Genomic DNA, 16926 nt, shown 5'->3' with positions numbered 1-16926 from the left:
GTACGCTATGGCACTGACTGATATCGATTGCCTGTGGCAGAGTATCTGGAAAAGGTTAAATGGAGCAGCTTTGATGGAACAATATGGTGGTTAACAAGCTCGAATTCCTGACACAACAACTGCAGCATTGGGTCAATATTTCCAGCTTGTATTGGCAGCGTTGTCAGCGCGATCAGATAGGCATGATCAGCGGTTATCTGGCTTATATCTCGTTGTTGTCGCTGGTGCCGCTGGTAGCCGTGGCGTTTTCGGTGCTGAATGCTTTTCCGATGTTTTCCAGTTTGCGGCAGGATATCGAAGCTTTTGTCTACGCCAATGTAGTGCCATCGCGTGGTGATGAGCTGCAAACTTATATCAATGGCTTTGTTGAAAACATCGGCCAGATGACGACAGTCGGCGTGCTGTTTCTGCTGGTCGTAGCACTGATGCTGATGCACAACATCGACAAAACACTGAATAAGATCTGGCGCGTGCAAAAGCGACCCAGATTAATGATTTCGTTATCTATTTATTGGATGATTCTGACATTGGGCCCAATTTTACTGGGCGCTTCTATCGCGATGACTTCGTATTTGTCTGCATTAACCCATCTCGCCGACAACTATACACCGTTACTTTCAACCTTTTTTCTGAACATAGCGCCTTATGTGGTGAGCTTGCTGGCATTTTTTATTTTGTATCAGCTGGTGCCCAATACCAGGGTTCGCTATCGCTACGCCTTTTGGGGGGCGTTATTCAGCTCGGTGTTGTTTGAAATGCTGAAAATGGCCTTTGCACTGTATATCTATCATTTCCCGACTTATCAGGCGATTTACGGAGCGCTGGCGCTAGTGCCGATTTTATTTGTCTGGGTGTATTTATGTTGGGTGGTGGTGTTGCTGGGCGCTGAATTAACAGCTTTGCTGCAAGAACTGCATCAGCGTCAGCTTGAAATTGAAGCTGAAACCGCAGCTGAAGCTGCTAAAGCGGAGGCGCTGGATGTATCACAATGAGCCTGTTGAATGTTATCAGACCATGATGTTGGAGCGCCCAAACCAGCAGCAGATTTATGTCGAACAAAGTGGCAATCCAGCCGGCATTCCGGTGCTGATGTGCCATGGCGGGCCTGGTGGTGGCAGCTCACCGTTTCAGCGCACTTTATTTGATGCGAAACGGTATCGGATTATTTTGTTTGATCAACGCGGTTGTGGCCATTCAACTCCTTTTGCCAGTCTGGACCACAACAACACCGCACAGCTGCTGGCCGATATGGAAGCCATTCGTCAGCATTTGCAGCTGGAACAGTGGGTGGTGGCCGGTGGTTCCTGGGGCAGCACACTGGCGCTGGCTTATGCACAGATGTATCCGGAGCGTTGTCTTGGCTTGATTTTACGCGGTATTTTTCTGGCGCGGCCGGAAGATATTGATTGGTTGTACCGGCCTGGCGGCGGGGCCAGTCAGTTATTTCCGGATTATTTTGCTGACTTTTTAGCGCCAATTACCGCCATGCCTGGTTTAGATGTGCTGGTGGCGTATCAGCAATTGCTGCAGCATGTTGATGTACAAATTCAAACGGCTGCTGCTCAGGCCTGGAGCTTGTGGGAAGCCAGGGTTGCCAGCTTATTGCCCAATCCGGCGATGCGTCAGGGGGCAGTGGAGCCCGAATCAGCGTTGCCGCTGGCACGGATTGAAAATCACTATTTCCTGCATCATTGTTTTCTGGCACCGGATCAACTGTTACAAGATTTGCATAAAGTGCAGCACTTGCCTTGTTACATTGTGCACGGTCGTTATGACATTGTTTGTAAAATGGAAAATGCCTGGACGCTGGCACAACGCTGGCCTGGTGCCGTATTAAAAATTGTCAATGACGCCGGTCATTCGGCCAGTGAAAGTGGCATCAGCCGCAGCTTATATGAGATGTCAGTGTTGCTGGCGGATCGGCTGCTTGCTGAAGGATCCCAGGTGTGATTGCTTTGTTGCAGCGGGTGCGCCGCGCTGATGTGCAGGTCGACGAGCAAGTCGTTGGCAAAATCGGACCCGGGCTTTTGGTATTGCTTGGGGTGGAAGCGACGGATCAACCGGCGGTTTTGAAAAAATTGGCCGACAAAGTACTGAACTATCGATTGTTTAACGACGAAAACGGCAAAATGAATCTGAATCTGCAGCAAGTTGGCGGTGAGCTGCTGGTGGTGTCGCAATTTACGCTGGCAGCAGATACCAATTCTGGCTTGAGGCCAAGCTTTACTCCTGCGGCGTTACCTGCGGTGGCTGAGCCTTTGTATCAGCAATTTGTGCAGTATTGCAAAACCCAGGGCGTGACCGTTGCGACCGGCCAGTTTGGCGCCGATATGCAAGTCAGTCTGGTCAATGATGGGCCTGTGACTTTTTGGCTGCAGGTCTGAGGTTTTTGTTGATGTTTACCCGCCAAGCCATAACTGATTCAGGTAACCTGGCACGTTGTAACAGACCAGTTTAACTGGCTGCTGCTGCCAGAATTGTTGCCATTGCGCTGGCGGTTCGGCCGGCAGATTGATACAAAACCAATTGTTCTCAGCCCGTAGTTGCAACAGTGCCAGCATCAACGCTTGCCATTGTTCTGGCCATGGATAAATATCGATAAAAATCACCTCAAATCGCTGCGGTTGAACCAGAGCGTCGCGGGCAAACGTCATGGCATCGGCGCAGATTAAGGTTTCATTCGGATGCGGTTGTGGCCGGAAAAATTGCTGATAAGCCTCGATGATCAAAGGCTCTTGTTCCACCGTCACCACCTGACAATCTGGCCAGCGCGCCGCCAACACCCGATTAAATTCGCCGCCGCCTAAGCCAATCTGCAATAAACGTTGCCAGGGTTTGTTGGCGAGCCAGTCCAGTAACAGCTGCAAATGTGGGTAGGTTGGGCTTGCCGGATGTTGTAGTTGCATCTGACTTTGCCGCTGACCGTTTAGTACCAAATAACGCTGCTGCTCGTCTTGCTCTACCCGCAAGTCGACGGTTGCGCTGCGCCGCCAACTGAGAATGGCTTGAGTTCTGTTGTCGCTTTGTTCCACAATGCCCTCAATTTTAATCACTGTTGCTGCAGCGGCAGTGCCTGACAAGGAATCAATGATGAAGTGGCAGCTTATTACGCCGGCAACTGAAGCTCAATGGCAGGGGTACTATCAACTTCGGTATCAGATATTAAGGGCACCCTGGCAGCAACCGCCTGGATCGGAGCGCGATGAGCTGGAAGCACAAGCACAACACCGGATGATCGTGGATGCTGCGGGCGAAGTGCTAGCAGTTGGCCGGTTGCATCTGGTGGATGCTGATACGGCGCAAGTGCGGTATATGGCGGTGGCGGAAGCAGCGCGAGGTACCGGTTTCGGCGCGATAATGCTGCAAGCACTGGAGCAACAGGCGGTGTTGATTGGCGCACAGCGCGTTATTTTAAATGCTCGCGACAGCGCGGTGGTTTTTTACAAAAAGTCTGGTTATCAGGTGGGTGCGGCACAACCGCCGTTGTTCGGTATTGCGCACTGGCAAATGAGTAAAGCCTTGTATCTGGAGGGTTCTGCTGCAGACAGGCAAAGCTGGGTGCAGGCATTAACCCAGACCTGGCAACAAGGCATTCCACTTTCTGAGTTTATGCAGTTACAGGTGCAGAGTTTTGATGGCCATCAGCTGCAATGTAAAGCGCCGCTGGCACCGAACAAAAACCCACATCAGACCATGTTTGCCGGCAGTATTTATAGCATGGCGACTTTAACCGGTTGGGGCATGGTGTTTCTGCAAATGAAAGCTCTGGGACTACAAGGGGATATCGTGCTGGCGGATGCGCAGATCCGTTATCTGGCGCCGCTGCAACACACACCATCTGCGAAAGTCGACTTACTGCAACTCAAAGGTGATTTAACGCCGCTGGCGCGTGGCCTCAAAGTGCGGCAGCAGCTCAAAGTACAGATTATGGATGGCGACAACAAAGTGGCTGAATTTGAAGGGCGTTTTGTGGTATTGCCACTGCAGCCAGCACAAGGACATGCGCATTGATGGAAAAGAAACAAAAAGTGGTGATTATTGGCTGCGGCTGGTTAGGGCAGCAGCTGGGAACTATGTTGGCTGCAGACGGATTTGTGGTGTATGGCACTCGGCAAAGTGCCGCCGGTCTATTGGCGTTACCCACCGGGATCCAGCCACTCTTACTGCAATTGCCGCTGGTGTTACCTACAGCTGAGTTGATGGAAATCTTGCAGGATAGCTGGCTGATTTGTGCAATTCCACCTTCGGCACGTCAGCAAAGTGCAGCAGATTATATGCTGCAGCTACAGAGTTTGGTAGAAGTGGCAACGACTGCCGGTGTGCGTGGTGTGATTCATTGTTCCAGTACCGGCGTTTATCAGGGGTTGTCCGGCGACGTTGATGAACAATGCGTGGTGCCACGCCTAGATCCGGTGAACGCGGTGCCAGTGAATAGTCGGGTAGCGGCGCTGCTGGAAGCCGAGCAGACCCTGCAACAAATCCCGAACTGCATCACATTAAGGCTGGCCGGATTGATTGGCCCGGGCCGCAATCCGGCACGGTTTGGCCAGGGGCGTTCGTTATCGGGACCACAACTGCCGGTGAATCTGGTGCATGCTGCTGATATTGGCCGTTTTGTGCTGAATTTACTGACCGCGGCAGTGGCATCACAACATCAATTGTTTAATTTGTGTTGCCCGGAATATCCGCTCAAAGCCAGTTTTTACCATGCAGCAGCGGCGCAAGCCGGATTGCCGCCGGTGAATTTCACCGCTGCTGATGAACCGGCACGCCGGATTTTATCGCTGCGTAGTCAACAGCAACCTGGTTTTAGTTATCAGTTCCTGTCGCCATTACAGGCATTAACGTCCTGTTAAATGGGGAGATTCTGTAGCGGGATTTATCAGATTTTTATCACAGCTCAATTAAGTTTCCAAATCCGAACCGGCAGATAATCTCGGGTAACTTCACACAAGGTTGCCGTATGATAAACAAATGGATCCTGGGTTCGACCTTAAGTACGCTGGCTGGCATTGTGGCTGCAGCGGTTTATTTGGTGTTGATCCAGCCGCTGCAAGAGGGTCAAGAAGCGCCGAATCATCATGCAGAATGGTTGTTGTGGTTTTTTCTGGCAATGGTGCTGGTGTCGATGCTGGTCAATTTGTCAGTGTTGATTGCCCCACCGACCACCTGGCTGAAGCTGTTACCAACAATTGCTATAAGTCATCACAGCCATAAACATCAATTAAATCAATATCCACAGCAGGTTCAATTGTTTTTACAGCTGCATCAGTCGCAGCTGCAGCGGTTAACCAGTCAGGCGGATATTTATTTGTGGGGAGCACAACGTCAGCCAGTGTTATTACAAATCGCGGTGGACGGCCAGCAGCAGGCAGGCATCGAAGATATGCGGCTGTTGTTTCGCTGGATGCTGACCCATCAATGCCGGCAAGGATTTTTCCTATCGCCACAACCGCCAGATCTGCAAGCTGAAATTTTTGCCCGGGAAGCCGGGATTGACATCGTTGATTTGCAGACGCTGCAAAAGCTGCATTTAGCAGTGAATGGATAAAATCCTTCGCAAATCAATGATAATATCAAGTTTTCGTCAGGTTTTTCCTGTCTCTGTTTTGGCAATATGGAATGGCTTTAACCGAGAAAGGAACAACATAAATCCAAGGTTGGATACCAATCACTCCCTGCCTGGCTGGACTTAGTCCAGCCTTTTTCATTTCAGCAGATGTGGTAACGCTGTTTGCAGCCTGTGGCAGTGAATGTGTTGGATGCTAAACCTTAAACATATGAATCGATTGCTGCAGTTGTTCGGCACTTTGTGCCACAGCATCGCTATGTTGCAGGGTTCGGCTGGCTTTATCGCTGCTTTGCTCGGCCAACGTCACCATCGTGCTCATATTTTCAGTAATCGCCTGACCCAGACCTAACTGATTCTGCGTGGCATCAGCGATGGCAGCACTGATTTGTTGCATCTGGCTAATCGCCTGATTGATATTGCCCAGCGACTGCACCAGCTCAGCGGTGTGGCCAACACAAGTGTCGGCATCTGCTTTGCCACGGGTAATGGCGCTGACGGCGGCGGTACTTTGCTGCTGCAGGTTTTGGATCATCTGGCGGATTTCATCAGTGGCACTTTGGCTACGTACCGCTAACGACCTCACTTCATCGGCAACCACCGCAAAACCGCGGCCTTGCTCGCCAGCCCGGGCAGCTTCGATCGCCGCGTTTAACGCTAATAAATTGGTTTGTTCGGCAATACCACGAATGGTCGCCAGAATGCTACCGATGTTATTCGATTGGTCATTTACTTTCAGCATAATCTCGGCCGTGCTGCTTAATTGCACCGCCAAACCGGTAATCAACTGATTGTTTTCGTTTGAAATAGTATCAATTTGCTCGCTTTGGGAACGGGCGTGATTCATTTCATTCACCGCCTGATGAGCCTGCTCGGCGATCAGATTGGTATTTTGCGCCAGCTGCAGGGTGGTGTCGTTGACGGCCGCGATCTGTTGTTGTTGCTGATCCAGCGCTTTGTTAATTTCGCCCACTTCACCACGAGAAAACTCGGCGCTTTGTTGCAGCTCAGTGGCATTTTCGGCGATGCCGCGAATGAGTTGGCTAAGTGCCTGGATCAGGCTATTTACTTTGGCCGAAAGCGCGCCAAATTCGTCATCATTTTCAATAATCAGCTGCCGGCTCAGATCGCCGGCGGCGACTTGCCCCAGCACTTTGTTGATACTGCCAAGTGGCCGTAACATAGCGTTGATTGTGAAATAGGCAGCAGCACCGGCTAAAGCAATTAACACCAACATCAGGATGAACGTGCGGACGGTGCCAAAACTTAAAGTGTCTGACATGTCGTTCTGCAGGCTGGAGAACTGTTGATCGGCACCGCTAACGACTGAATCCAAAGCGGTGACGGCCTGCGAAATAGCCTGCTCTGATGCAGTTAACTGCTGTCGGGCCTGCTGTAACGCAGTCAGTTGTTGTTGTTTTTTCGCAACCAGGCCATTTTGATCGGCAACTTTAGCCTTCAGTGCAGCGAGCTGTTCATTAAAAGATCCCCATAAATCTTCCGCCCCAACTTCCGGCACCAGATTACCAACGTAATCGAGGTTACCTTGCATATCGCTCAATGCAAATTCGATATTTTGCTGACTTTCCGTCAGTTGACTGACATCGGTAAATGCGCCGGTTTCCCGCACTGTCTGCATCATTGCCAATAACTGGCCATCTACCCGGCCGGCAGCACCCGCTATCAGTTCAAGCTGTTGTTGTTTGCCCGGAGTTTCCAGATAAGAAATATCGACGAGCGTTGCGCCGGCATCATCGATTAATTGCACCAGGGTCGTCAGTTCGGTTGCTGCAGCTGCGCCAGCAGTCACAGTGGTCAGTTTTGCTTCAAACATAGCCTTTACGGCAGTGACATAATCCTGATAGTGCTTAGCAGCTTCTTTTAATGGTTTATTTAAGGTGGTATCGGCGGCGAGCAGTGCTTGTAATTGCTGCATATTTTGCTGGTACAAAGCTTCGGCACTGGCAAAATCGGTTTGATATTGTTGAATATCCTTAGTTTGTTCGGCGGTAAAACCTAAGGCGGATAATTTGGCCAGTTTTAGCAGCTGGATTTGTGCTTTATTGCTCTGTTGCTGCGCCGGCACTGCAACTTCGTTCACTCTGTTACTAGAGTCGGAAACGACGGCAAAACTCCACAATGAGGATAGGCTGGCAATCAGTAGCAAAATAGCGATAAAGCCAAAGCCGATGATCACTTTGTGAGCAACAGTTAATTTCATGTCTAACCCTATTGTCTGATTGTCTTGTATGCAGAAGTCATTGCCGCTGCTGTAGTTATTATTGACACTCCTGAGCGAAGGTCAAAGACGAACACGAAGTTAACAGAGTTCAAATATCTGGTCTAGCCAGTTGTTGAGAAAAGATGAATTTACCAACCATAAGCCGTTACGGCCGATCGTTGGAGACCGATCAGGATTAGATTTCAGTAGCTTGGCAGGAAAGAAAGCAGGGCAGCGAGGGTGTAAGACTGCCCTGGATAAAACCGTTTTGTTAAGACTGGCTTGGCAACATCGCTGCTGGCAGCAACGCAGTTAACTTACCATCACGCAGCAGTTCCGCTGCGTCTTCGATATCCGGCGCAAAATAACGGTCTTCGGCATAAAACGGCACCTGCGCGCGCAAAATCGCTTTGGCTTGTTCAACTTTGGCTGAAGCTTTCAGCGGAGCACGGAAGTCCAGGCCTTGCACCGACGCCAGATATTCCACTGCCAGTACGCCTAAAGTATTTTCGGCCATTTCGGCTAAGCGACGGGCGGCAAAAGTGGCCATCGATACGTGATCTTCCTGGTTGGCTGACGTCGGCAGACTGTCGACCGAAGCCGGATGCGCCAGTGATTTATTTTCAGAAGCCAGAGCTGCAGCTGTCACTTGTGCAATCATAAAGCCGGAGTTAACACCGCCGTTGTTGACTAAAAATGCCGGCAGTTTGGACAGATGGGAGTCAATCAACAGCGCCATGCGACGTTCAGACAAAGAGCCGATTTCGGCAATTGCCAATGCCAGATTGTCAGCCGCCATTGCCACTGGTTCAGCGTGGAAATTTCCACCAGAGATAATGTCGTTTTCGGCGGCGAAGACCAGTGGGTTGTCAGTGACGCCATTGGCTTCAATCAGTAAAGTCACCGCCGAGTTGCGAATTTGGGTTAAACAGGCGCCCATCACTTGTGGCTGGCAACGCAAGCTGTATGGGTCTTGTACTTTTTCACAGTTTTTATGTGAATCAGCGATTTCTGAAGAATCCCCTAACAATTCGCGATAAATCACCGCGGCATCAATCTGACCTGGCTGACCACGCACCGCATGAATACGCGCATCAAACGGCGAGCGACTGCCCATCGCGGCTTCAACGCTAATCGCGCCAATAACCGAAGCAGAAGCATATAAATCTTCAGCGCGGAACAAGCCTTCCAGCGCCAGCGCGGTCGAAGCCTGAGTCCCGTTTAACAAGGCTAAGCCTTCTTTGGCTGCCAGGACAATCGGTGTTAAACCGGCAATGGCTAAGCCTTCTTTCGCACTGTAAATCTGGCCGGCAATCGTTACTTCACCTTCGCCAATCAGTGGCAGCACCATATGTGATAACGGCGCTAAGTCACCGGAAGCGCCCACTGAGCCTTTTTTCGGAATACATGGATAGACTTCAGCATTGACCAGCGCGATCAAAGCGTCGATTACCAAAGGCCGGACACCTGAATAACCACGGGCTAAGCTGTTGATTTTCAGAACCATCATCAGGCGTACAGTGCTATCGTCCATCAAGTCGCCAAAACCGGCGGCATGGGATAACACTATAGAGCGCTGTAATAATTCCAGCTGGTCTTTATTGATTTTGGTGTTGGCCAATAAGCCAAAACCGGTGTTGATGCCATACACGGTGCGATCTTCAGCGATGATGTTGGCAACCGTTTGCGCTGAAGCTTCGATGCCCGGTAAAGCGGAAGCATCTAACGTTAGTTGGACTGCGCCTTGTTGTACTTTGCGCAGTTGGGGCAGGGTCAATTCACCTGGCACGATATTCAATTGATAAGTCATGATTTAGCCTTGTGTTATTTGGTTATTCCGGCCAGCAACGCTGCTGACGGTATTTAATTTGTATGCCGGCAGGGTCGTGCTCTACCGGCGACCGCCTCGCTAAAAGCGCAGTTACTTTTTGCCGTTAGCGCCTGGCACCATTGGTAAATCCAGTCCTTGTGCCACAGCACAATTTTTGGCGATGTCATAACCAGCGTCGGCATGGCGCATTACGCCAGTGCCCGGGTCATTCCACAGCACCCGGCCTAAACGCGCCGCTGCGGCGTCGGTACCGTCAGCTAAAATCACCACGCCAGAGTGTTGGCTGTAACCCATACCGACACCGCCACCATGATGCAACGACACCCAGGTCGCGCCGCCAGCGGTATTGAGTAAGGCGTTCAGCAGTGGCCAGTCAGAAACTGCGTCTGAGCCGTCCAGCATCGCTTCGGTTTCACGGTTTGGGGAAGCCACCGAGCCTGAGTCTAAGTGGTCACGGCCGATAATAATTGGCGCTGATAACTCGCCATTTTTCACCATCTCGTTAAAGGCTAAAGCGATACGGGCACGGTCTTTTAAGCCGATCCAGCAAATCCGCGCCGGTAAACCCTGGAATTTAATCCGCTCGCGTGCCATATCCAACCAGTTATGCAGATGTGGATTGTCCGGGATCAGCTCTTTGACTTTAGCGTCCGTTTTATAGATATCTTCCGGATCGCCCGACAGTGCCACCCAGCGGAACGGGCCAATACCTTCGCAGAACAGCGGACGGATATAAGCCGGCACAAAACCAGGGTAATCAAAGGCGTTTTCGACGCCAACGTCTTTGGCCATCTGGCGGATGTTGTTGCCATAATCGACGGCTACTGCACCGCGTGATTGCATTTCCAGCGTAGCCAGTACCTGCACCGCCATGGATTTTTTCGCTTCGGTGACGACATGGGCTTCGTCTTTTAAGCGTTCTGCTTTGGCTTGTTCCATGCTCCAGCCCTGTGGCAAGTAGCCATTCAGCGGATCGTGGGCAGAAGTCTGGTCAGTCACGACGTCCGGGATAATATTGCGTGCGACCAGTTCGGCAAAAATGTCCGCAGCATTGCCTAACAGGCCAATCGAAGTTGGTTTACCCGCGGCTTTGGCGGCTTCGAGTTGTGATAATGCTTCGTCCAGCGAAAAGGCTTTTTGGTCGACATAACCGGTACGCAGACGAAAATCGATACGCGACTCGTCCACTTCACAAGCGATCATATGGAATCCGGCCATGGTGCCAGCGAGCGGCTGCGCGCCACCCATGCCGCCTAAACCGCCGGTTAAGATCCACTTGCCGGCTGGTTTGCCGTCAAAATGTTGTTTGGCGATGGCGACGAACGTTTCGTAAGTGCCTTGCACAATGCCCTGGGTGCCGATGTAAATCCAGGAGCCGGCAGTCATCTGGCCGTACATCGCCAGACCCTGTTTATCCAGCTCGTTAAAATGTTCCCAGGTCGCCCAATGTGGCACCAGATTTGAGTTTGCCAACAGTACCCGTGGCGCGTCCGGATGGGTTGGAAACACGCCAACCGGCTTGCCGCTTTGAATAAGCAGAGTCTGGTTATCTTCTAACCGGTCCAGCACTTCGACAATTTTGTCGTAACTGGCCCAATCGCGCGCTGCACGGCCGATGCCGCCGTACACTACCAATGACGTTGGATGCTCGGCCACATCCGGATCGAGGTTGTTCATCAGCATCCGTTTGGCGGCTTCGGTCTGCCAGCTTTTAGCGGTGATTTGACTACCGCGGGCGGCACGAATAACCCGGCTTGGGTCCAGTCTGGAATTAGTGTTGCTCATAGGGTTCTCACTTTTTCGCTGAGGTGTTGATATTCAGATGACCGCCAAGCCGGTAGCGGCTGCCAGCGGAGGTTAAATAGGCAAAACTAACGGCGCCTTCCCGACTAAAAGTGCGGCGGGTTAACCGCAGGCAAGGCTCGGTTTTGTTAATTTTCAGATATTTACAGGTAAATTCGTCCGGCAGAATGGCTTCCACCACGTGGTCGGCTTCAGTTAACGGTGCCACCGCACTTAAGTATTCATGCGGCGTTTGCAGCACAAAATCCTGCTGTAAATAAGCAGGAATTTGTTTTGGATTGACAAAACGGGCTTCGAGTTGCAACGGTTGTTGATTGTCGTAATGAACTATTAACGAGAAAAATACCGGTTCATTGCGCTGTAAACCCAAAGCGCCGGCCACAACCGTCGGGCATGGTAGTTCGGTCAGTTGGACCAATTCGGCTGAATGAAAATGGCCACGCGCCTGAATTTCATCGGCGATATTGCGAATTTCCAGCAGCGCAGATTGCGACTTGGCGCTGGCGACAAAGCTGCCGACGCCCTGGGTGCGGTACAACACGCCTTGTTCGGTCAGTTCTTGCAGCGCACGGCGGGCGGTCATTCGGCTGACGGCAAATTGCTCGCACAGCTCGTTTTCGGAAGGCACCCGGCTATGCTCTGGCCAATTGCCAGATTCAATCTGACTGAAAATAAATTCTTTAATGGCGGCAAATTTGGGCGTGCTGCTGGTCATGGGACATTCCAAAAGCTTCGATGGCGGAAAAATAGCTGAATCTGGTTGTATATACAAGTGGATCCGGTAGAATTATTTGCAGCGCCGACCAGTGCGAATTGACGCAAACTGGCAACTCCACTGGCCAGTTTGCCCTGATGTTGGTGCTAACATATTCATCATGCTGTTGTTTTTGGCCGAGTTGTTTTTGGCTTAATTGTTTTCGGTTTGGTTGTTTTTGTTTTTTCTTTGGAGTTTCTATGTCTGCACACCAGCAATTCGACGCCATTTGGCATAATGTTCAGCTAGCGACGATGACCGACAACGGCCAGCCCTATGGCGCTATCCGCGATGGCGCGTTGGCGGTGAAAGATGGTTTAATTGCCTGGTGTGGCCCCAAAGCAGACCTGCCGCCTTGTGATTTGTTAGCGACCCCTTTGTTTGACGGTCAGGGCCAGTGGTTAATTCCGGGTTTGATCGATTGCCATACGCATTTGGTGTATGCCGGTAGTCGCGCCAATGAATTCGAAATGCGCTTAAACGGCGCCAGTTATCAGGAAATCGCCGCCGCTGGTGGTGGCATTAAATCGACTGTCGCCGCTACGCGCGCAGCTTCGCATGAAGAGTTATTTGTACTGGGGAAAGACCGGTTAAATGCACTGCTCAGTCAGGGCGTGACCACGGTGGAGATTAAATCCGGTTATGGCTTGAACCTGGAAACTGAGCAAAAAATTCTCGAAGTGGCAAAAATTCTCGACGAAAACCACCCAATTCAAATCGAAAAAACCTTTTTAGGTGCGCACGCGTTGCCAGTTGAATTTGCCAACGACAGTGAGGGTTATATTGATTTGGTCGTGGACACCATGTTACCAGCCTTGCATGCACAAGGTCTGGTCGATGCCGTGGATGTATTTTGTGAAGGCATTGGTTTTTCGGTGGCGCAAAGCCGGCGTTTGTTTGAAAAAGCCAAAGCACTGGGTTTGCCGGTGAAAGCCCATGCCGAGCAATTATCGTCGCTTGGTGGTGCTTCGCTGGTGGCTGAATTTAGCGGTTTGTCGGCCGATCATATTGAATATCTGACCGAAGCCGATGTGCAGGCAATGGCCGCTGCCGGTACCGTCGCAGTGCTGTTGCCAGGCGCTTATTACTTTTTACGCGAAACCAAAATGCCACCTATTGAGTTACTGCGCCAGTATCAGGTGCCAATCGCGGTGTCCACCGACTTAAACCCGGGCACTTCGCCGCTTTGTAACCTGCCGCTGATGCTGAATATGGCTTGCACCTTGTTCCGTTTAACGCCGGAAGAAGCTTTGCTAGGCGTGACAGTCCATGCCGCCAAAGCGCTTGGCAAAACCGACCGCGGTAGCTTGCAGGCCGGTCACCGAGCCGATTTTGGCCTATATGCCATCAGCCAACCAGCCGAGCTTTGTTATCAGTTTGGCGTTAGCCAGCTTAAGCAATTGATAATTAATGGAAAAGAAGTAAATGTTCGCCGATGAGGCTGACTTTACAAAATAATGAAAAAGAGTAAGCTCAGCATTATCTGATCGAAGCCGGATTACAGCAGTGAAAAAAGTAGTTTTGCTGATGAGTGTCAGCGTGTGGCCTGTATACGCCTTGTCACATTTAGTGGAGCAAGCCAATTGGTTGTTGCCGTTGTTGTTGATTGGCATGCTGGTGGTGGCTGGCTTGTGGCAACGCGCTGAACGGCAGCGGCAGAAACTGCAACAACAACTGGATTTACAACCGCTGACGCCAGACAGTTTTCGGTTATTGCATGACGAAATTACCGGTTATCCCAACAAATTGGCGCTGGAGCAACAGCTTGAAGTGGTGTTACGGCGTCAGCCATCACAGCATTTTTCGCTGTTGCTGCTTAAAATCAAAGACTTCGAACAAATCAATAAAGTGTTGGGTCATAGCAACAGCAATCTGTTGCTGACGCAAATTGCCTCCCGTATTAATCAGCATTTAATCAACGAACCTGATGTGCTGCAGTTAGAGTGGCAAGGCCAGTACGCTTCGGTTGTGCATTTAGGCGGGGTCGATTTTGCCGCCTGGGTCAATGCCGGCCGCAAACAACATCTGGCCGAATATCTGGCGCAACGTATTGAGCATGAAGTGCCGGAACCTTTATTAATCCACGGCTGTGGGATTGAATACCGCATTGCCAGTGGTGTCGCGCATTACCCGCAACACGGCACTTTACTGAATGACCTACTGGACAAAGCCCATCAGGCGCTGCAACAACATTTGTGGCGTTACAGCGATACCCAGGTATTTTCCGAAGAGATGCAAACCTATACCGACGATAAACTGACGATGATGTCGCAGCTGAGCGTCGCAATATCACAGCGGCAGTTACAACTGGATGTGCAGCCGCAGATCCAGCTTGTTGATAAGCAAGTACTGGCGGCAGAAGTATTGTTACGCTGGCAACATCCGGAGCGTGGTTTACTGGCGCCAAAAGACTTTCTGCCGCTGGCTGAATCCATTGGCATGATTTATCCGCTGACGCAGTGGGTGTTGCAACAAACCGTGCAAATCATGCAGCAACTGAAACAAGATGGGTTTTCAATTGCGCTGGCGGTGAATCTGGCTAGCCGTGATCTGATGCAGGTTGAATTGGTTGAACAATTACAACAGATGCTGGAAGAAGCTGACGTTGACCCTAAGTTACTGATCCTCGAAATTAAAGAAGATGCGCTGCTGATTGAACCTGGCAAAGCGCTGAATGTATTAAACCGGTTGAATCAGTTGGGTGTGCAATTGGCGCTGGATGATTTTGGCACCGGGTTTTCGTCTTTAGGGTATTTACGCCAACTCCCTATTCAACAAGTGAAAGTGGATTGTTCCTTTATCGCCGGTTTACATCGCTCCGACACGCAGGCGGCTGTCACGGGAGCCATTTTGGATGTGGCCAGGAATTTACAGTTGACCGTGGTGGCGGAAGGGATTGAAGAACAGGCGGTTGCTGACAAACTCAAACAAATGGGTTGTCACCGTGGTCAGGGGTTTTTATATTCGCGGCCTTTTGCGCTGCATGGGTTACCGGCCTGGGTCAAACAGTATCAGCATCATCAAAAGCGTTAAACATGACACCTTGCTGCCAACATCCGGCGACAAGGTGCTGTTTCTGAACGTCAAAGCGTTTAATTGCTAATCGCAGTTTTAGCCTGAATAAACGCCAATACCAGCGCGGTTAATACTTGGCCAGCTTCCGACATACCCGCGGCTAAACCCGCCGGATGTTGTGACGGTGCCGCTTCGGCCAGATGCAAATAACGACTTTGCGGCAAGCTGGCAAAATAATACACATAACGCTCGGCGCTGCTGACCGTCACACCACAATTGGTGAAGGCACTGACCGGCATCATGCTGATACTGTCGGTGTCTAGTTCGATACCAAGGGGGGTTGCAATGCTGTGTTGCAGGTCGTTTGGCTGATCAGCGTTGAAATAATCTAGCGCTAACTGCAGTGATTGTTCAAAACTACAGTTTTGCCGCAGATAAATATCCTGATAACTGCAAAATCCAACACCCGCCTGCTGCATCTGTCGTAAGGCCGCCGCTGAATTTTTCAGCTCGTGCAATCCCACCACAAAATAACGATCAAGCCACTGCTGTGCTTTGGCATAACTAAAGCCATTGCCACTGTGCCTGCCTTCTAATAGCCGAAAATCGCAATGTGGATCAAGATTGACTGCATTGACCGCAGCGCCAGTCTGCTGCGCCAGCGCCTGTAAAATGGGCAGCGCATTGTTGTGACCACCACCAATCACGATTGGTAATAAACCGGCGGCGAAAATTGCCTGCACCACCGGCGTCACACGCTCGTCGACTTGTGCACAAAGTGCACGCAAAGCAGCAAGCTGTACCGGGTCTTTTACATCCAGACTCTGGCTTTGTTGTTGTAAATCATCGCAGTGGATTTCGCCAGCAATCCAAATACCCGAACCATCAACAAAAGGATTGGCTTGTAAATTCAGGAAACGTTTTAAAAAAGCAGTAAATCCGAGATCGGCGCCGCCATTACCGAGATTGCCCCTGGGGCCGATATCTTCAGGGATACCGAGGATCACAAAACGCACGCCGGCGGTTTTGGCTTGTTTTAGAGCAGTGTTGAAATCACCATCAGCCGCCGGCCAGAACAGGGTTTCACCAAGTCTGGTTTCGCCGCTGCGCAGTTGTTGAAAGGCCGCCAAAGAGGCGGCCTGATAAGATTTAATATGATTCATAGGGTTGCGCGTTGTCGGTTGGTTAAAATATCCGGCTTATTCAATATCCAATGCATCGGCAGATAAAATAATGCCAGTGCTGTCGGCATATAAATGATCGTCCGGCAGAAAAGTCACACCAGCAAAACAAACCGGTACATCCGTTTCACCAAAACCCTGATCGTCAGCACCGACCGGAATGGCGTTGACCGCCTGAATGCCAATATCAAAGTCTTCCAGTGTATCGACATCGCGCACGCTGCCGTAAACCACTATGCCTTCCCAGCCATTCTCGGCCGCCATGGTTGCAAGTTCGGCGTCTATCAGCGCGCGGCGGGCGGAACCACCACCGTCAATCAACAACACTTTACCAACGCCCGGCTCAGCCAGCATCTGCCGCACCAGGCCGTTGTCTTCAAAACATTTAACCGTATGGATTTTGCCCCCGAACGAGCGACGACCACCATAGTTGGCAAACAGTGGCTCCACCACATCAATCATGTCTGCATACAAATCACATAATTCAGAAGTATTGTATTGCATCTGTCAGTCCACCTGATAAGTCATTGATCCAGAGCACAGTATAAACTT

Annotated in this window: 15 protein-coding genes; 8 read left to right on the top strand and 7 right to left on the bottom strand. The window is 50.8% G+C overall.

What is annotated here, in order from left to right; translation table 11 throughout:
- The first annotated feature begins 83 nt into the window (after positions 1-83).
- Genes A5320_RS04505 through dtd form a run of 3 tightly spaced genes read left to right on the top strand, consistent with a single transcriptional unit; the run spans position 84 to position 2384 of the window.
- Positions 84-992, top strand: a complete 909-nt coding sequence (locus tag A5320_RS04505; RefSeq protein ID WP_068061482.1) for a virulence factor BrkB family protein — start codon at positions 84-86, stop codon at positions 990-992.
- On the top strand, positions 979-1950 hold the full coding sequence (gene pip / locus A5320_RS04500) for a prolyl aminopeptidase (protein ID WP_068061479.1): 972 nt from the start codon (positions 979-981) through the stop codon (positions 1948-1950). Before A5320_RS04505 ends, pip begins: the two co-directional genes overlap by 14 nt.
- Positions 1947-2384: a D-aminoacyl-tRNA deacylase gene (dtd, locus tag A5320_RS04495; protein WP_068061476.1), complete on the top strand. Its 438-nt coding sequence runs from the start codon at positions 1947-1949 to the stop codon at positions 2382-2384. The genes pip and dtd overlap by 4 nt, the downstream gene beginning before the upstream one ends.
- A 15-nt stretch (positions 2385-2399) precedes the next feature.
- Here the strand turns inward: dtd and A5320_RS04490 are convergent, their stop codons facing one another.
- The gene (locus A5320_RS04490) at positions 2400-3053 is read right to left on the bottom strand and encodes a spermidine synthase (RefSeq protein WP_157605635.1); all 654 of its coding nucleotides are present in this window, start codon (positions 3051-3053) and stop codon (positions 2400-2402) included.
- A gap of 37 nt (positions 3054-3090) precedes the next feature.
- Here A5320_RS04490 and A5320_RS04485 point away from each other — a divergent pair, with 37 nt between their 5' ends.
- The 3 genes from A5320_RS04485 (at position 3091) to A5320_RS04475 (ending at position 5551) form a co-directional block, all read left to right on the top strand.
- Positions 3091-4011, top strand: a complete 921-nt coding sequence (locus A5320_RS04485; RefSeq protein WP_231916649.1) for a bifunctional GNAT family N-acetyltransferase/hotdog fold thioesterase — start codon at positions 3091-3093, stop codon at positions 4009-4011.
- Positions 4011-4856 carry a hypothetical protein gene (locus A5320_RS04480; protein ID WP_068061468.1) on the top strand — a complete coding sequence of 282 codons (846 nt, stop codon included), beginning with the start codon at positions 4011-4013 and terminating at the stop codon, positions 4854-4856. The genes A5320_RS04485 and A5320_RS04480 overlap by 1 nt, the downstream gene beginning before the upstream one ends.
- A 107-nt stretch (positions 4857-4963) precedes the next feature.
- A complete protein-coding gene (locus tag A5320_RS04475; RefSeq protein ID WP_068061464.1) occupies positions 4964-5551 on the top strand; it encodes a hypothetical protein in 588 nt (195 codons plus the stop codon).
- A 214-nt stretch (positions 5552-5765) separates the two neighbouring features.
- On the opposite strand, the gene A5320_RS04470 is transcribed toward A5320_RS04475, so the two are convergent.
- The 4 genes from A5320_RS04470 to hutC all read right to left on the bottom strand — a co-directional run bounded on the left by A5320_RS04470 (position 5766) and on the right by hutC (position 12139).
- Positions 5766-7790 carry a methyl-accepting chemotaxis protein gene (locus A5320_RS04470; RefSeq protein WP_068061461.1) on the bottom strand — a complete coding sequence of 675 codons (2025 nt, stop codon included), beginning with the start codon at positions 7788-7790 and terminating at the stop codon, positions 5766-5768.
- Positions 7791-8061: 271 nt separating this feature from the next.
- The gene (hutH, locus tag A5320_RS04465) at positions 8062-9600 is read right to left on the bottom strand and encodes a histidine ammonia-lyase (protein WP_068061458.1); all 1539 of its coding nucleotides are present in this window, start codon (positions 9598-9600) and stop codon (positions 8062-8064) included.
- Positions 9601-9711: 111 nt separating this feature from the next.
- Positions 9712-11406, bottom strand: a complete 1695-nt coding sequence (gene hutU, locus A5320_RS04460; protein ID WP_068061456.1) for a urocanate hydratase — start codon at positions 11404-11406, stop codon at positions 9712-9714.
- Between the two features lie 7 nt (positions 11407-11413).
- On the bottom strand, positions 11414-12139 hold the full coding sequence (gene hutC / locus A5320_RS04455; RefSeq protein ID WP_068061453.1) for a histidine utilization repressor: 726 nt from the start codon (positions 12137-12139) through the stop codon (positions 11414-11416).
- Positions 12140-12378: 239 nt separating this feature from the next.
- Here hutC and hutI point away from each other — a divergent pair, with 239 nt between their 5' ends.
- Positions 12379-13617, top strand: coding sequence for an imidazolonepropionase (gene hutI, locus A5320_RS04450; RefSeq protein ID WP_068061450.1), 1239 nt, complete (start codon positions 12379-12381; stop codon positions 13615-13617).
- 67 nt (positions 13618-13684) lie between these two features.
- Positions 13685-15211, top strand: a complete 1527-nt coding sequence (locus tag A5320_RS04445) for a putative bifunctional diguanylate cyclase/phosphodiesterase (protein WP_157605633.1) — start codon at positions 13685-13687, stop codon at positions 15209-15211.
- Positions 15212-15270: 59 nt separating this feature from the next.
- Here the strand turns inward: A5320_RS04445 and A5320_RS04440 are convergent, their stop codons facing one another.
- Both A5320_RS04440 and rraA read right to left on the bottom strand, forming a co-directional pair.
- Entirely contained in the window at positions 15271-16356 is a 1086-nt protein-coding gene (locus A5320_RS04440; protein ID WP_068061445.1) for a formimidoylglutamase, read from the bottom strand.
- Between the two features lie 36 nt (positions 16357-16392).
- Entirely contained in the window at positions 16393-16878 is a 486-nt protein-coding gene (gene rraA / locus A5320_RS04435) for a ribonuclease E activity regulator RraA (RefSeq protein WP_068061438.1), read from the bottom strand.
- Positions 16879-16926 lie beyond the last annotated feature (48 nt).

It is taken from the genome of Rheinheimera sp. SA_1, assembly GCF_001669775.1.
In the GTDB taxonomy this organism is placed as follows: domain Bacteria; phylum Pseudomonadota; class Gammaproteobacteria; order Enterobacterales; family Alteromonadaceae; genus Pararheinheimera.
Note: the sequence above shows the minus strand (reverse complement) of the source record. Positions and strands in the feature narration are given on the sequence as shown.

Excerpts from the sequence above, each read along its gene's own strand:
- A5320_RS04505 (WP_068061482.1), top strand. The coding sequence starts at position 84 with ATGGTGGTTAACAAGCTCGAATTCCTGACACAACAACTGCAGCATTGG.
- pip (WP_068061479.1), top strand. The coding sequence starts at position 979 with ATGTATCACAATGAGCCTGTTGAATGTTATCAGACCATGATGTTGGAG.
- A5320_RS04485 (WP_231916649.1), top strand. The coding sequence starts at position 3,091 with ATGAAGTGGCAGCTTATTACGCCGGCAACTGAAGCTCAATGGCAGGGG.
- A5320_RS04480 (WP_068061468.1), top strand. The coding sequence starts at position 4,011 with ATGGAAAAGAAACAAAAAGTGGTGATTATTGGCTGCGGCTGGTTAGGG.
- A5320_RS04475 (WP_068061464.1), top strand. The coding sequence starts at position 4,964 with ATGATAAACAAATGGATCCTGGGTTCGACCTTAAGTACGCTGGCTGGC.
- A5320_RS04470 (WP_068061461.1), bottom strand. The coding sequence starts at position 7,790 with ATGAAATTAACTGTTGCTCACAAAGTGATCATCGGCTTTGGCTTTATC.
- hutH (WP_068061458.1), bottom strand. The coding sequence starts at position 9,600 with ATGACTTATCAATTGAATATCGTGCCAGGTGAATTGACCCTGCCCCAA.
- hutU (WP_068061456.1), bottom strand. The coding sequence starts at position 11,406 with ATGAGCAACACTAATTCCAGACTGGACCCAAGCCGGGTTATTCGTGCC.
- hutC (WP_068061453.1), bottom strand. The coding sequence starts at position 12,139 with ATGACCAGCAGCACGCCCAAATTTGCCGCCATTAAAGAATTTATTTTC.
- hutI (WP_068061450.1), top strand. The coding sequence starts at position 12,379 with ATGTCTGCACACCAGCAATTCGACGCCATTTGGCATAATGTTCAGCTA.
- A5320_RS04440 (WP_068061445.1), bottom strand. The coding sequence starts at position 16,356 with ATGAATCATATTAAATCTTATCAGGCCGCCTCTTTGGCGGCCTTTCAA.
- rraA (WP_068061438.1), bottom strand. The coding sequence starts at position 16,878 with ATGCAATACAATACTTCTGAATTATGTGATTTGTATGCAGACATGATT.